The following is a 13,863-nucleotide window of genomic DNA, read 5'->3' on the forward strand; positions in this document are numbered from 1 at the left end:
CCCGATCCTCTGGACGCAGAGATGACCGAGCCTTCAAGGCGGACGACCGCCACCACGACCCACGGCCGCGCCCCGCGCGCGGACGCCGTCCGCAACCGCGAGCGCATCGTCGCCGCCGCGCGGGAGGCCTTCGCGGAAGCGGGGCCCGAGGCGTCCCTCAACGACATCGCCCGCCGCGCGGGCGTCGGGCCCGGCACGCTGTACCGCAACTTCTCCGGGCGCCCCGAACTGCTGGCGGCCGTCCTGAAGGACCGCATCGACACCCTGTGCGGCCGCGCGGACGACCTCCTGGCGGCGGACTCGGCGTACGACGCCCTCGTGGAGTGGCTGCGCGCATTCCTCGTCCACGCGCGCGTGAACCAAGGCCTCGGCGGCGCCCTGCTGCTCGAACAGCTGGAGGAGTCGGGCGCCCTCGGCATCGACTGCCACCAGCGCGTCCACGACGCCGTGGCGGCACTCCTCGCCCGCGCCCAGCTCGCGGGCACGGCACGCCCCGACCTGAGCCCCTCCGACCTGCTCCACCTGGTCGTCGGCATCGCCCTGTCGACGGCACGCGCGGACGGGCCGGCACCGGAGGACCCGCGAAGGCCGGACCGGCTGCTCGACTTGGTGCTCGACGCGGTACGGGCGGGCTGACTCGGCACGCGCACGCTGACTCGGTACGACGCGCCCGCTGAGGCGCGACGCCGCTCGGTGGAGCACGCCGACGCCGGGCCGGCGCCCCGCCAGGACGTCGGGCCGGCCGCCCTGCCGTCAGCGGTTAGTCCCGTTCCCTCGCACGGTCGTACGCGAACCCCAGCGCCCCGTGCGCCACGAGGACGAGGCCCGCCACCGCCCAGCCGCCACCGCCGCGGCGCCGCAGGGACCAGGCGAGCAGCGGGACGCCTGCCGCGAGCTGGGCACCGGCCAGGGCACGCGCCCGCGGCCCGCGCAGCCAGGGGCCCAGCGGACCGCTCTCCACCGCGTCGAGTTCGGCGCGCACCGCGTCGCGCCAGCCCGACCACTCGACCTGCCGCACGCCGTCCAGGACACGGGCCGCTTCCCGCAGCCGGTCGGCCGGTTCGCCGGGGCCCAGGCCGGGCGGCAGGTCGACTCCCACGCGCGTGAGGACCGCGATGAGGCCGCGCAGCCGGGCCCGCGCGTCGGCCTCCGAGTCGGGGCGAGTCAGCGTGTCCAGGGCCTGCATGTCGAGCACCGGATCGAGACCGAGCCGGGCGGCGAACGTCCGCATCGCCTCGTCCTCGCCGACCGGAGTGCCGTTCGCCAGCCAGACATAGCCGACCGTCCGCCGGAAGCCCGCCGCGAGCGTGTAACCGGAGCGGTCGGCGTCCCACCAGAGCGCCAGAACCGGCCACGGCGAGCCGACGGCGAGCGCGGTGGCCCATCCGGCGAGCACACTGTCGACCGGCTCACCGCCCTCCAGCCACGGCTTGCCCTCGGGCACGAGCACGCTCCACTCCGGGCCCGCGGGCGCCAGCAGCATCGGCTCGCGCAGCAGTTGGGCGACCGTCTCCACGGAGTCCGGCCGGGCCCGGCAGAGCAGCAGCGCGCCAGGAGACGAGGCGGCGTCGGCGGAGTCCGTCGCGTGGGCGGGGGTCGGCTCGGAGGGCATGGCCCCACGCTAGGACAAACCATGGCGTTTGGCGCTCGGGCCTGCGGCGTCCGATGCCGCCCGCGGCGGATGAACGGCGACGTCCGCTTCCGGCGGGGGAGAGCACGAGGCGCGACGCCGGACAGGGCGCGGGCCACGGCATGAGCCGGAGCGTCCGTTTTCGGCGAGGAAATACATCTTGACTTTCCGTATCCGCGATATATCGTGTCTAGTCGAGGATGCGATATGGCGCGTTGCGTCCGAGCTGCTCGCCGCTCAAGGAGGTCAGACACCATGCCGAAGTGGTCCGTCGATGAGCCCAGGAAGCTGACGTTCGACGCGTCCGTGAGGCGCCTGCGCGTCCGCGTCGTGAGCGGCGCGGTGAACGTGGTGGGCACGGACGACGACACGGCGAGACTGGAGGTGTCCGAGATCTCGGGACCGCCGCTGAGCGTGAGGCAGTCGGACGGCACGCTCTCCGTCGTGTACGAGGACCTGCCCTGGAAGGGACTCCTCGGTTGGCTCATCCCCAAGGGCGCGCGCCGCAGCGCGGTGGTGTCCCTCGCCGTTCCGGCCGGGACCCAGGTCGAGGTGGGTGTGATCGGTGCGGGCGCGGTGGTCACGGGGATCGAGGGCCGGGCGGAGGTGCGGAGCATCTCGGGCGACACGACCCTGGTCGGCCTGACCGGGCCGGTCCGGGCCGAGACGGTCTCGGGTGCCGTCGAGGCCCAGGGCATCACCGGGGAGCTGCGGTTCAACTCGGTCTCGGGCGACCTGACCGTCTTCGACGGAGCGGGGTCCTCCGTTCGGGCCGAATCGGTGAGCGGCTCGATGATCCTGGACCTGGACCCGGTCGGCGGTCCGGCCGACATCGGACTCAGCAGCGTCTCGGGGGAGATCGCCATCCGGCTGCCCCACCCGGCGCACGCGGACGTGGAGGCGGACACCACGAGCGGCTCGGTCTCCAGCGACTTCGAGGATCTCAGGATCAGTGGCCAGTGGGGCGCGAAGAAGATCACGGGCAGGCTCGGCTCCGGCGGCGGCCGGCTCAAGGCGACGACGGTCTCCGGTTCGATCGCGCTTCTGCGCAGACCAGCGGTAGAGGAAGATCGGTACGAGGCCGACGGGCCACCGTGGGACTCCGCCCCTGCGGGCACCCCGTCATCGGCTCCCCCGGCCGACGCCGCGACCGAGACCCCGACCGGCGCCCCGGAGGCGGACACCGCCCCCGACGCCCCGACCGACAAGAAGGTGCTCTGAGATGCCCCCCGTGTTCGCCCACGGCCGTCTGCGCCTGTATCTGCTCAAGCTCCTGGACGAGGCCCCGCGCCACGGCTATGAGGTGATCCGCCTCCTCGAAGAGCGCTTCCAGGGCCTGTACGCGCCATCGGCGGGCACCGTCTACCCCCGCCTGGCCAAGCTGGAGGCGGAGGGTCTGGTCACCCACACCACGGAAGGCGGCCGGAAGGTCTACTCGATCACGGACGCGGGCCGCGCCGAGCTGGCCGGCCGCAGCGGCGAGCTGGCCGACCTGGAGCTGGAGATCCGCGAGTCGGTGGCCGAGCTGGCCGCCGAGATCCGCGACGGCGTGCAGGGCGCGGCGGGCGAGCTGCGGCGCGAGATGCGGGCGGCGGCCCAGCAGGCCCGGACGGCGGGCAGGACCGGCGGGGGCCACTCGGGCATCGGCGACCTCTTCGACGGCGCGTGGACGGACAGCGAGGGCTGGCGCCAGGCGAAGGAGGAGGTCCGCCGCGCCCGGCAGGAGTGGAAGGAGCAGGCGCGGCGCGCCAAGGACGAGAGCCGCCGGGCCCGCGAGGAGGCCCAGCGGGCCCGCCGCCAGGCCCGGGACGCCCGGGAGCAGGCGCAGGAGGAGGCGCGGGAGGAGTGGCAGCGCATGGCCCAGCGGGTGCAGGACCATGTGCAGGAGCACTTCGCGCGCGGCGACTGGCCGACAGGGGTGCGCGAAGGGCTCGCCGAGCTGGCCAAGGAGGTCGGCGACTTCGGCAGGGAGTTCGGCAAGGACTTCATGGACTTCGGCTTCGGCGACCCGGAGGGCAAGCGCGGCAAGACCACCGAGCACGACAGCGCGGTCGGGCAGGAGCGGACGTCCGAGCCGGGCGAGGGCCCCGACATGCGCAAGGCGTCCGGCGCGGGCCGGGGGCCGGCCACAGGACCGGAGTCCCACGCGGGCAGGACCTCCGCCACGGACGAGGCGTCCCCCGCGGGCAGCGCTTCCGGCACGGGCAAAGTACCCGGACGGGAAGACGCGGCCGCGCGGGACCAGGCCGCCGAGCACGCCAAGGCGGCCACGCCGGGCCCCGTGTTCACGCCGCCGCGGGACCGGGTGCCGGTGGAGTACCTGCCGGACTGGGCCCAGGAGGAGACGCCGGGCGCGGACCCCGCGCGTGACCTGGAGCGGCTCCTCGACCGCCTCCGCGACGACGTCCGCGACGCGGCCCGCGACCACGGCGTCACCCCGGACCAGCTCCGCGAAGCCCGCCGCCACCTGTCGGAAGCGGCGGCCCACGTCACGGCGATACTGCATCTGCCCAAGGCCTGACGCGTGGCAGCCACCCGGGCCCCGGGGCGGCCGGGCACCCAGGGCGTTGAGGCACCGGGGCCGGCCGGACCCACGCCCCGGTAGCCCTCCGCGCCCCCAGGCCCCGGGCCCCCGGGCCTACGCCAGCACCCGCTCCAGCGCCTCACGCGTCACGCCCCGGTCGCCGAGCACCTCCGCCACGATGCCGGGGCGGGACGTCAGGGCGAACAGGATGTGCTCGTCGCCGATGGTGCGTTCCCGCCGCGCCGTAGCGATCCGCAGGGCCCGCTCCAGCGTGTCCTTGGCGTCCCGGGTGAAGCCCCGGTGGCCGAGCTTGGAGCTGATCCCCCTGCGCCCCCGGCCCGCTCCGGCACTCGCGAGGGCACCCGCGCCATGGGCCTCCTCGACGCGGGAGACGATCTCCTCCACGTCGATGCCGAGCCCGGCGAGCGCCTCGGTGTCCGCCTGGGTGAGACCGCCACGACGGCGGGCCGCGGCCAGCGCCTCGGCGATGTCGTCGCGCCGCCGGTCGGCCCCCAGCGCCGCAAGGGCGAAGGAGCCGCGGCTGCCCTGCCCGTCGAGCAGGGCCAGCAGCAGGTGACTGTCGTCGATGAAGTCGGCGCCCTGCCGCTCGGCGTGCTCGACCGCGCCGGTCACCACGGCCCGGGCATGCCTCGTGAATCGCTCGAACATCACTGCCTCCCGTACTTCTTGTGCACGGCCTGCCTGCTCACGCCCAGCTCGGCGGCGATCTCCTGCCACGACCAGCCCTGCTGGCGGGCGCTGCGCACCTGGACGGCTTCGAGCTGCTCCACGAGGCGCCGCAGCGCCGTGACGGCACGTAGCCCGACCCGTGGATCGCGGTCACCCGCGCGCTCGGCGAGATCCGTTGCTTCGGTCATACATGTCAACGTAGGTTGACGCCCACCCTTGCGTCAACCCTGGTTGACGCAAGGGTGGGCAGACGATCCAGACGATCCAGACGATCCAGACGGGCAGACGGGCAGACGGGCAGACGGGCAGACGGGCAGACGGGCAGACGGGCAGACGGGGGGAGGCTTCGGGGGGCTCAGACCGTCAGCACGATCTTGCCGAACTGCTCACCCGCCTCCAGACGCTCGAAGCCCTCCCGCGCGCGGTCCAGCGGCAGGATCTCGTCGATGACGGGCCGCACGCCGGTGTTGGCGCAGAACGCGAGCAGGTCTTCGAGTTCGTCCTTCGTGCCCATCGTGGAGCCGACGATGCGCAGTTCCAGGAAGAAGACGCGGGTCAGCTCGGCGTGCGAGGGGCGGTCTCCGGTGGTGGCGCCGGAGATCACCAGGGTGCCGCCGGGGCGGAGCGACTTGATCGAGTGCGTCCAGGTGGCGGCGCCGACCGTCTCGATGACGGCGTCGACCCGCTGCGGCAGCCGCGCGCCCGCGGGCAGCGCCTCCACCGCGCCCAGCTCCACGGCCCGCTTGCGCTTGGCCTCGTCCCGGCTGGTGGCGAAGACCTTGAGGCCCGCCGCCCTGCCGAGCACGATCGCGGCGGTCGCGACGCCGCCGCCCGCGCCCTGGACGAGGACCGAGTCGCCGGGGCGTACGCCCGCGTTGGTGAACAGCATGCGATAGGCGGTGAGCCAGGCCGTGGGCAGGCAGGCGGCCTCGGCGAAGGAGAGGCCCGCGGGCTTGGGCAGGACGTTCCAGGTGGGGACGGAGACCTGCTCGGCGAAGGTGCCCTGGTACTTCTCGGTGAGGATGGTCCGGCGCTCATGAGGGCCGACGCCGTGGCCGGACTGGCCGATGACGGAGTGCAGGACGACTTCGTTGCCGTCCTCGTCGACTCCGGCCGCGTCACAGCCGAGGATCATCGGGAGCTTGTCCTGGTCGAGGCCGACTCCGCGCAGGGACCACAGGTCGTGGTGGTTGAGGGAGGCGGCCTTGACGTTCACGGTGGACCAGCCGGGGCGGGGCTCGGGGGCGGGTCGGTCACCCAGCTCAAGGCCGTTGAGGGGGTGCGTGGAGTCGATGCGGGCGGCGTAGGCAGCGAACATGGCGCCGACCGTAGTCCGGCCTCCGGACCTTGGGAACGGCACACGGGTGTGACCCACACCGCGCCCCCACTCCCGGACCGCCGGACCCCGCCGCGCTTCCGCTCCCGGACCGCCGGACCCACACCACGCCCCCGAGCGGCCCCCGGCCTCCAGGCCCCACACCCCCCGGCCCCGGCGGGACAGCCCGTCCCGCCCACCGGCGCCGGGCACGCCGACCCGGCTCCCGGGCCCCTGGCCCCGCCCCGGACCACCGGACCCACACCGCGACGCCGAGCAAGCCCCCAGCCCCCAGCCCCCGCACCCCACGGCCCCGGCGGGACAGCGCGTCCCGCCCACCGGCGCCGGGTACACCGACAGCCCCCAGCCCGGCCTCCAGGCCCCTGACCCCCGGCCCCGCACCAGCCGCACCCCGCCGGCCGACACCCCCAGCAGTAGCAGACCGAGGGAAACACAAGTCCCACCCCGCGAAGCAACCGCAAGGCCCCACCCCGCGAAGCAGGGTGGGGCCCCAGCGTCAGCGCCGGGCAACCCCTTCGGCCCGGGCCGCCGCGGCGACCGCCGCGGTGACCGCGGGCGCGACCCGCTCGTCGAACGGGGACGGGATCACATACGCGGCGGACAGCTCGTCCCCGACCACGTCGGCCAGCGCGTCGGCCGCCGCGATCTTCATGCCCTCGGTGATCCGGGAGGCCCGCACCTGGAGCGCGCCCGCGAAGATGCCGGGGAAGGCGAGGACGTTGTTGATCTGGTTCGGGTAGTCCGAACGGCCCGTCGCCACCACTGCGGCGTACTTGTGGGCGATGTCCGGGTGCACCTCGGGGTTCGGGTTGGCCATCGCGAACACGAACGAGTTCGGCGCCATCGAAGCCACAGCGGCCTCGGGGACCGTACCGCCGGACACGCCGATGAACACGTCGGCGCCGGCGAGGGCGCTCTCCAGGGAACCGCTCAGCCCCGCCTTGTTCGTCAGCTCCGCCAGCTCCCGCTTGACCGGGGTGAGGTCGTCGCGGTCCCGGCTGACGATGCCCTTGCGGTCCGCGACCGCGACGTCACCGAGCCCGGCTTCGAGGAGGAACTTCGCGATGGCGACGCCCGCGGCACCCGCGCCGGAGATCACGGCGCGCAGGTCGCCGAGCGTCCGGTCGGTGAGCCGCGCCGCGTTGCGCAGCGCGGCGAGGGTGACGACGGCCGTGCCGTGCTGGTCGTCGTGGAAGACCGGGATGTCGAGCCGCTCCTGGAGGCGCCGCTCGATCTCGAAGCAGCGCGGCGCGGAGATGTCCTCCAGGTTCACCCCGCCGAAGGAGGGCGCGAGCCGCACCACGGTGTCGATGATCTCGTCCGTGTCGGTGGTGCCGAGGGCGATCGGCACGGCGTCGACGCCGCCGAACTGCTTGAAGAGGATGGCCTTGCCCTCCATCACCGGAAGGGAGGCCTCCGCCCCGATGTCCCCGAGGCCGAGCACGGCCGTGCCGTCGGTGACGACGGCGACGACGTTCGACTTCCAGGTGTAGTCGTGGACGAGGTCCGGCTGCTCCGCGATGGCGCTGCACACCTTGGCCACACCGGGCGTGTACGCGAGGGACAGGTCGTCCTTGTCCCGCACCGGGACGGTTGCCTGCACGGCCATCTTCCCGCCGCGGTGCAGGGCGAAGGCCGGATCGAAGGGCTCTTCGGCGCCTTCGTGACCGGTATTCGTACCGCTGTCGCTGCGAGGATTGACGATCTCCGCTGCCACTGTGTCTGACCCCTTAAGTGTTCATGGTTGAGGGTGGACCACTTCCTGGTGGAGAAGTGGGGCGGGAACCGCGTCCGTGCCAAGGCCCCGGGCCTCGCGGCCCGCGACCCTCCGCCTGTCGGCGAAGCGGTACGGGAGGTACGTAACGGACGCGCGGGCGCGCCGCACACGCGCCCTGGCCCCGGATGAGGGGTGTAACCGTCTTTTCTACCGGATGCTTCCTGCCGCCGACGAGCCATATCTGTCGCAGCCCCATGTGAACGGCGGGTTTCCAGCCCGGGGCGGGCGAGCGGAGGCCGGGGATTCGTCCCGCTGTGGGCCAAAGGTCCGTTCGGCGGGTTCGCATAGCGAGATTGGGTGGTTATCCGGTGTTTGCCACCGCTTCACCCTGCCCCGTCAATGAGCAGGGTGGACCGGGCCGTTGTGATCCACGGATCGCCCGTTATCCGATTTTGACATCTCCGGCCCCCAGAATCGGACGGTCCGAATGGCAAGATGCACCATCACACGAGGTCGCGACACCCGAAGGTGTGTGCACGACGGTGTGTGCACGACCCCATGTCAGACCCATGGCTACTCCCCATCCGCCGGAGGACCCCTATGACCGCAGGCACCACTCGTCGCACGACCGCCGCGAAGTCCGCGAAGTCCCGGATCGTCGCTGTCGGCGCGATCGCGGTCGCCGGCTCGCTGCTCCTGACCGGATGCGGCGACCAGCGGGACAACAAGAAGGGCGACGGCGGCAAGAAGGTCGTCGACGCGCCGCTCTCCGACATGCTCCCCGCGAACATCCGCAACAAGGGCGTCATCAAGGTGGGCTCGGACATCGCCTACCCGCCGGTCGAGTTCAAGGACAAGAGCGGTGAGACGGTCGGCATCGACCCGGACATCGCCGAGGCCATGGGCAAGCAGCTCGGCGTGGACTTCCAGTTCGACAACGGCACCTTCGACACCCTGCTCGGCGGCCTGCGCTCCAAGCGCTACGACATCGCGATGTCGGCGATGACGGACACCAAGAACCGCCAGGAGGGCATCGACGAGGAGACCGGCAAGAAGGTCGGCAAGGGCGTCGACTTCGTCGACTACTTCACCGCGGGCGTCTCGATCTACACCAAGAAGGGCGAGGACCAGGGCATCGAGACCTGGTCCGACCTGTGCGGCAAGAAGATCGTGGTCCAGCGCGGCACCGTCTCGCACGACATGGCCAAGGCCGAGTCGAAGAAGTGCAAGGGCGGCAAGAAGATCTCCATCGAGTCGTTCGACAACGACCAGCAGGCCCAGACCCGGCTGCGTTCGGGCGGCGCGGACGCGGGTTCGTCGGACTTCCCGGTCGCGGCGTACGCGGTGAAGACCTCCGGCGGCGGCAAGGACTTCCAGCTCGTGGGCGACCAGGTGGAAGCGGCCCCGTACGGCATCGCGGTCTCCAAGGACAACGCCAAGCTGCGCGACGCGATCAAGGCCGCGCTCAACGCGATCATCGCGAACGGCCAGTACGAAAAGATCATCAAGGAGTGGGGCGTCGAGGCCGGCGCGGTCAAGGAAGCCAAGGTCAACGGCGGCAAGTGAGCGGCACCCGACCGCCCGCCGCGGCCCGGTAGCGGCCGCGGCCACCCCGCGACAGGCCCCCGTCCTGCCGCACCCCTCGTCACACCTCGTCGCTGAAAGGCACCACCCGTGACAACGGACATCACCAAGTCGGGCTCGCCCGGCCCCAAGGACGAGCCGCCACGCTCCGCCCCGGAGGCCATCAAGGCCATCCCCGTGCGGCACTACGGCCGGTACGTGGCCGGCGTGCTCGCCGTCGGCGTACTCGGCGCGATCATCTACGCCTTCTCCCAGGGCGACATCAACTGGGACGCCATCCCCGACAACTTCTTCGACGAGCGCATCCTCAAGGGTGTCCGCGAGACGCTGATCCTCACGGTCCTCTCGATGCTCATCGGTGTCGTGGGCGGCGTGCTCCTCTCGGTGATGCGCCTGTCGAAGAACCCGGTGACCTCGTCGATCGCGTGGTTCTACATCTGGTTCTTCCGGGGTACGCCGGTCCTGGTCCAGCTCTTCGTCTGGTTCAACCTGGGCTTCGTCTTCGAGTACATCAACCTCGGGCCGGTCTACCAGGACGAGTGGTCGGACTTCATGACGCCGTTCCTGACGGCGCTCCTCGGCCTCGGCCTGAACGAGGCGGCGTACATGGCGGAGATCTGCCGCGCCGGTCTGCTCTCGGTCGACGAGGGCCAGACGGAGGCCTCGCAGGCGCTCGGCATGAGCCACGGCAAGACGCTGCGGCGCATCATCATCCCGCAGGCGATGCGCGTGATCGTGCCGCCGACGGGCAACGAGGTCATCAACATGCTGAAGACGACCTCCCTGGTGGCGGCCGTCCAGTACTACGAGCTGCTGCGCTACGCCCAGGACATCGGCACCTCGTCGGGCGCCACGGTCGAGGCTCTCCTCCTCGCCGCCACCTGGTACCTGATCATGACGTCGGTCCTCAGCGTCGGCCAGTACTACCTGGAGCGGTACTACGCGCGAGGCTCCTCGCGCAGCCTGCCGCCCACGCCGATGCAGAAGGTCAAGGCCAACCTGCTCTCGCTGAGCGGCCCGAGGGGAGAGATCCGATGACCGCCATGGTGAAGGCCGAGAACGTCCACAAGTCGTTCGGCCACGTAGAGGTCCTCAAGGGCATCGACCTGGAGGTCAAGTCCGGCGAGGTGTTCTGCCTCATCGGCCCCTCCGGCTCCGGCAAGTCGACGTTCCTGCGCTGCATCAACCACCTGGAGAAGGTCAACGCCGGACGGCTGTACGTCGACGGGGACCTGGTCGGCTACCGGCAGAAGGGCGACAAGCTGTACGAGCTGAAGGACAGCGAAGTCGCGATGAAGCGCCGGGACATCGGCATGGTCTTCCAGCGCTTCAACCTCTTCCCGCACATGACGGCCCTGGAGAACGTCATGGAGGCGCCGGTCCAGGTCAAGGGCCAGCCCAAGGCGGCGGCGCGGGAGCGCGCGGGGCAGCTCCTGGAGCGGGTCGGGCTCGCCGACAAGGCGAAGAACTACCCCTCGCAGCTCTCCGGCGGCCAGCAGCAGCGCGTGGCCATCGCCCGCGCCCTCGCGATGGACCCGAAGCTGATGCTGTTCGACGAGCCGACGTCGGCGCTCGACCCGGAGCTGGTGGGTGACGTGCTCGACGTGATGCGCGACCTGGCCGAGTCCGGCATGACGATGGTCGTCGTCACGCACGAGATGGGCTTCGCGCGCGAGGTCGGCGACAGCCTCGTGTTCATGGACGGCGGCGTGGTGGTCGAGTCCGGGAACCCGAGGGACGTCCTGACGGACCCGCAGCACGAGCGGACGAAGTCGTTCCTGTCGAAGGTGCTGTAGCGCCCTCCACGGGCACCGCGGCCCTCACGGCGGGAAGGGGCGGCCGGGATCCTGGTGGACCCCGACCGCCCCTTCCCGCCGAGCCCGCGAAGTCCCTACTTCAGCCCTAGGACCATCCCGTCCGACGGCGACGACCACACCGTGCGGGCCTCCGCGAAGCCCGCCTCGCGCAGGGTGCGGGCGTGCCACTCGGCGGGCGGGGTGTCGCCGTCCGCGTGCTCGCCGTAGATCTCGAAGCGCTTGGCCGTGGGGCCCGCGAGCACCGGGTCCTGCGCGGCGAGCGCCCACCAGTCCGCCCAGTCCAGGACGCCCGCGGCCCGGGCCGCGGCCTGGCGGGCGTGGCGCTGCTCGCGGTCGGCGGCGTTGAGGCGCGGCGTCGTCGGGTCGGGCATGTGGTCGGCGTTGAGGAAGACGCCGCCGTCGCGCACGAGCTTGCCGACCTGGTGGTAGAGCGCGGCCAGCGGCTCGCTGAACAGCCAGTGCAGGGCGGTGGCCGTGAGCACGGCGTCGTAGGAGTCGTGCGGGAGCTGCGCGGCCCAGTCCGGGTCCTTGAGGTCCGCGGTCACGAAGGTCACCCGGTCGTCGCCCGCGAAGGTGCCCTCGGCGATGGCGAGCAGGGCCGGGTCGAGGTCGACACCGACGCTGGTGGCCTTGGGGAACCGCTCCAGGAGCCGGGCGGTGATGCTGCCCGTGCCGCACGCGAGGTCGAGGACCCGGGGCTCGGGGCCGACGAGGGCCTCCACCATGTCGAGCATGACGCGGAACCGCTCCTCGCGGTCCGGCATGTACCACTCCTGCTGCCGGTCCCAGCTCTCCTGCCAGGCACGCCAGTCGGTTCCGAAACCCGTACCGCTAGCCGTTTCCGTCACCGGAAGCCCTCCGTCCCGTACTACCCTCGATTAACCTCGGCAGGTAACACCCGCGCTCGAATATCGACTGTTACCACGCCCGCAGACGAAGATAGCCCGCCCCGGTAAGGACTACAAGTGGAACTGGCCTATTACTCGGACTATGCCGTACGTCTGGTCAACACCGAGGAGCCGGCGCGCAACAAGGACACGCTGACGTCGGTCGAGGCCGTCCGCGAGCTGTTCGGGGTCAACCAGCAGGCAGGCCGGCGCGCCACGGACTCGGACGTGACGCGCTTCCGCTCGGTGCGGGCGCGGCTGCGGTCGGTCTTCGAGGCGGCGGACGGCGGCGACGAGACCCTCGCGGTGGACCTGCTGAACTCCCTGCTCCTGGAGTTCCCGGTGAGCCCGCAGATCTCCGGCCACGACTACCGCGACGACGACGGCCGCCCGCTGTGGCACATGCACCTGGCCGACCACCCGTCGAACGCCACCGCCGGGTACGCGGCGATCGCGGCCATGGGCCTGGCCTTCCACCTCACCGAGCACGGCGTGGACCGGCTCGGCCTGTGCGAGGCGACGCCGTGCCGCAACGCCTACCTGGACACCTCGACCAACCGCTCCCGGCGCTACTGCTCCGACCGCTGCGCCACCCGCGCGAACGTGGCGGCCTACCGCGCGCGCAAGCGCCTGGAGAGCGAGCGGTCGGCGAGCACCGGGCGCACCGCGGAGAAGGTCCAGGAGACCAGCGCCGTCAGGGACAGCTGACGCCGCCCCAGCGCCTCACGCTCCTCGCGGAACCTGCCGAGCGGCCTGAAGCGCCCCCGCACCCGGGCGAGCACGAGGTCCTCCGGCACCACGCCGTAGACGTTGCTGTCGCCGCCCGTGTTGTACGGATTGTCGCCGAGCACCCACCAGCCGCCGTCCCGCCGCTCGACCGCGCGCTTGACCACCAACAAGTCCTGTTGCAGCGGATGCCGCAGGATCACCACGTCGCCGGGGCGCACCCGCGCGCCGTGCTGCACCAGCATCCAGTCCCCCGGATTGAGCGTGGGCACCATCGACGGACCGTCGACCTCGATCAACTGGAACGGCACGCGTGTCTCCCGCCCGTCTGCCGCCATTTCCGGCATCAGACAACCTCCCGGTCCCATCCTCCACCAGCTCCAGTGTGACCCTGGACTTTTGTCCTAAGCCCATGGGGGCACTCGCGAAAACACGTCTCTCACGGAGTAATGTCCCACCTGAGAAGACGATCACGAGGAAGGACAGCTCAATGCTCTCCCGCCTGTTTGCCCCCAAGGTCAAGGCCAGCGCCCACTGTGACCTGCCGTGCGGGGTGTACGACCCGGCCCAGGCCCGCATCGAGGCGGAGTCGGTCAAGGCCGTCCAGGAGAAGATGGCCGCGAATGACGACCCGCACTTCCAGGCCCGTGCCACGGTCATCAAGGAGCAGCGCGCCGAGCTCGCCAAGCACCACGTCTCGGTGCTGTGGAGCGACTACTTCAAGCCGCCGCACTTCGAGAAGTACCCCCAGCTGCACGTCCTGGTCAACGACACCCTGAAGGCCCTGTCGGCCGCCAAGGGGTCGACGGACCCGAAGACCGGCGAGAAGGCTCTCGAGCTGATCGCCGAGATCGACCGGATCTTCTGGGAGACCAAGAAGGCCTGATCGCAGGGCGGTTCACACCGCGGAGGGGCCCGTGCGGAGCGATCCGTACGGGCCCCTCCGTCATGT

15 protein-coding genes are annotated in these 13,863 nt (G+C 71.7%); 8 read left to right on the forward strand and 7 right to left on the reverse strand.

The genetic code is table 11. The annotated features are described in order from the left end of the window. The first annotated feature begins 21 nt into the window (after positions 1-21). Entirely contained in the window at positions 22-636 is a 615-nt protein-coding gene (locus AC07GB_RS01925; RefSeq protein ID WP_478841261.1) for a TetR/AcrR family transcriptional regulator, read from the forward strand. Between the two features lie 124 nt (positions 637-760). On the opposite strand, the gene AC07GB_RS01930 is transcribed toward AC07GB_RS01925, so the two are convergent. Further along, a complete protein-coding gene (locus tag AC07GB_RS01930) occupies positions 761-1,612 on the reverse strand; it encodes a hypothetical protein (RefSeq protein ID WP_478841262.1) in 852 nt (283 codons plus the stop codon). 273 nt (positions 1,613-1,885) lie between these two features. Here AC07GB_RS01930 and AC07GB_RS01935 point away from each other — a divergent pair, with 273 nt between their 5' ends. After that, complete coding sequence (locus AC07GB_RS01935; RefSeq protein ID WP_478841263.1) at positions 1,886-2,851, forward strand: DUF4097 family beta strand repeat-containing protein; 966 nt, start codon at positions 1,886-1,888, stop codon at positions 2,849-2,851. A 1-nt stretch (position 2,852) separates the two neighbouring features. Continuing rightward, a complete protein-coding gene (locus tag AC07GB_RS01940) occupies positions 2,853-4,151 on the forward strand; it encodes a PadR family transcriptional regulator (protein WP_478841264.1) in 1,299 nt (432 codons plus the stop codon). A gap of 117 nt (positions 4,152-4,268) precedes the next feature. Here the strand turns inward: AC07GB_RS01940 and AC07GB_RS01945 are convergent, their stop codons facing one another. The 4 genes from AC07GB_RS01945 to AC07GB_RS01960 form a co-directional block, all read right to left on the reverse strand. Beyond that, positions 4,269-4,823: a Clp protease N-terminal domain-containing protein gene (locus AC07GB_RS01945; RefSeq protein WP_478841265.1), complete on the reverse strand. Its 555-nt coding sequence runs from the start codon at positions 4,821-4,823 to the stop codon at positions 4,269-4,271. Then, a complete protein-coding gene (locus AC07GB_RS01950) occupies positions 4,823-5,032 on the reverse strand; it encodes a helix-turn-helix domain-containing protein (RefSeq protein ID WP_030687611.1) in 210 nt (69 codons plus the stop codon). The genes AC07GB_RS01945 and AC07GB_RS01950 overlap by 1 nt, the downstream gene beginning before the upstream one ends. 167 nt (positions 5,033-5,199) lie before the next feature. Beyond that, a complete protein-coding gene (locus AC07GB_RS01955; protein WP_478841266.1) occupies positions 5,200-6,162 on the reverse strand; it encodes a zinc-binding dehydrogenase in 963 nt (320 codons plus the stop codon). Positions 6,163-6,676: 514 nt separating this feature from the next. Beyond that, positions 6,677-7,897, reverse strand: a complete 1,221-nt coding sequence (locus AC07GB_RS01960; RefSeq protein WP_478841267.1) for an NAD(P)-dependent malic enzyme — start codon at positions 7,895-7,897, stop codon at positions 6,677-6,679. A gap of 600 nt (positions 7,898-8,497) precedes the next feature. Here AC07GB_RS01960 and AC07GB_RS01965 point away from each other — a divergent pair. The 3 genes from AC07GB_RS01965 (at position 8,498) to AC07GB_RS01975 (ending at position 11,277) form a co-directional block, all read left to right on the forward strand. Beyond that, positions 8,498-9,463 carry an ABC transporter substrate-binding protein gene (locus tag AC07GB_RS01965; protein WP_478841268.1) on the forward strand — a complete coding sequence of 322 codons (966 nt, stop codon included), beginning with the start codon at positions 8,498-8,500 and terminating at the stop codon, positions 9,461-9,463. Positions 9,464-9,571: 108 nt separating this feature from the next. After that, positions 9,572-10,519, forward strand: coding sequence for an amino acid ABC transporter permease (locus AC07GB_RS01970; RefSeq protein ID WP_478841269.1), 948 nt, complete (start codon positions 9,572-9,574; stop codon positions 10,517-10,519). Next, on the forward strand, positions 10,516-11,277 hold the full coding sequence (locus AC07GB_RS01975; RefSeq protein WP_478841270.1) for an amino acid ABC transporter ATP-binding protein: 762 nt from the start codon (positions 10,516-10,518) through the stop codon (positions 11,275-11,277). The genes AC07GB_RS01970 and AC07GB_RS01975 overlap by 4 nt, the downstream gene beginning before the upstream one ends. A gap of 95 nt (positions 11,278-11,372) precedes the next feature. Here the strand turns inward: AC07GB_RS01975 and AC07GB_RS01980 are convergent, their stop codons facing one another. Next, a complete protein-coding gene (locus tag AC07GB_RS01980) occupies positions 11,373-12,146 on the reverse strand; it encodes a class I SAM-dependent methyltransferase (protein ID WP_478841271.1) in 774 nt (257 codons plus the stop codon). Positions 12,147-12,263: 117 nt separating this feature from the next. On the opposite strand from AC07GB_RS01980, the gene AC07GB_RS01985 reads away from it, so the two are divergent. Further along, positions 12,264-12,893, forward strand: a complete 630-nt coding sequence (locus AC07GB_RS01985; protein ID WP_478841272.1) for a CGNR zinc finger domain-containing protein — start codon at positions 12,264-12,266, stop codon at positions 12,891-12,893. On the opposite strand, the gene sodX is transcribed toward AC07GB_RS01985, so the two are convergent. Next, the gene (gene sodX, locus AC07GB_RS01990) at positions 12,797-13,258 is read right to left on the reverse strand and encodes a nickel-type superoxide dismutase maturation protease (protein ID WP_478841273.1); all 462 of its coding nucleotides are present in this window, start codon (positions 13,256-13,258) and stop codon (positions 12,797-12,799) included. The genes AC07GB_RS01985 and sodX overlap by 97 nt on opposite strands. A gap of 143 nt (positions 13,259-13,401) precedes the next feature. On the opposite strand from sodX, the gene sodN reads away from it, so the two are divergent. Then, positions 13,402-13,797, forward strand: a complete 396-nt coding sequence (gene sodN, locus AC07GB_RS01995) for a superoxide dismutase, Ni (protein ID WP_144320877.1) — start codon at positions 13,402-13,404, stop codon at positions 13,795-13,797. The last annotated feature ends 66 nt before the right edge of the window (positions 13,798-13,863 follow it).

The sequence above is a fragment of the Streptomyces sp. NPDC045778 genome (assembly GCF_056431945.1).

What these genes read in the sequence shown, in the direction of transcription:
- AC07GB_RS01925 (WP_478841261.1), top strand. Translation starts at nt 22, where the DNA reads ATGACCGAGCCTTCAAGGCGGACGACCGCCACCACGACCCACGGCCGC.
- AC07GB_RS01930 (WP_478841262.1), bottom strand. Translation starts at nt 1,612, where the DNA reads ATGCCCTCCGAGCCGACCCCCGCCCACGCGACGGACTCCGCCGACGCC.
- AC07GB_RS01935 (WP_478841263.1), top strand. Translation starts at nt 1,886, where the DNA reads ATGCCGAAGTGGTCCGTCGATGAGCCCAGGAAGCTGACGTTCGACGCG.
- AC07GB_RS01940 (WP_478841264.1), top strand. Translation starts at nt 2,853, where the DNA reads ATGCCCCCCGTGTTCGCCCACGGCCGTCTGCGCCTGTATCTGCTCAAG.
- AC07GB_RS01945 (WP_478841265.1), bottom strand. Translation starts at nt 4,823, where the DNA reads ATGTTCGAGCGATTCACGAGGCATGCCCGGGCCGTGGTGACCGGCGCG.
- AC07GB_RS01950 (WP_030687611.1), bottom strand. Translation starts at nt 5,032, where the DNA reads ATGACCGAAGCAACGGATCTCGCCGAGCGCGCGGGTGACCGCGATCCA.
- AC07GB_RS01955 (WP_478841266.1), bottom strand. Translation starts at nt 6,162, where the DNA reads ATGTTCGCTGCCTACGCCGCCCGCATCGACTCCACGCACCCCCTCAAC.
- AC07GB_RS01965 (WP_478841268.1), top strand. Translation starts at nt 8,498, where the DNA reads ATGACCGCAGGCACCACTCGTCGCACGACCGCCGCGAAGTCCGCGAAG.
- AC07GB_RS01975 (WP_478841270.1), top strand. Translation starts at nt 10,516, where the DNA reads ATGACCGCCATGGTGAAGGCCGAGAACGTCCACAAGTCGTTCGGCCAC.
- sodX (WP_478841273.1), bottom strand. Translation starts at nt 13,258, where the DNA reads ATGCCGGAAATGGCGGCAGACGGGCGGGAGACACGCGTGCCGTTCCAG.
- sodN (WP_144320877.1), top strand. Translation starts at nt 13,402, where the DNA reads ATGCTCTCCCGCCTGTTTGCCCCCAAGGTCAAGGCCAGCGCCCACTGT.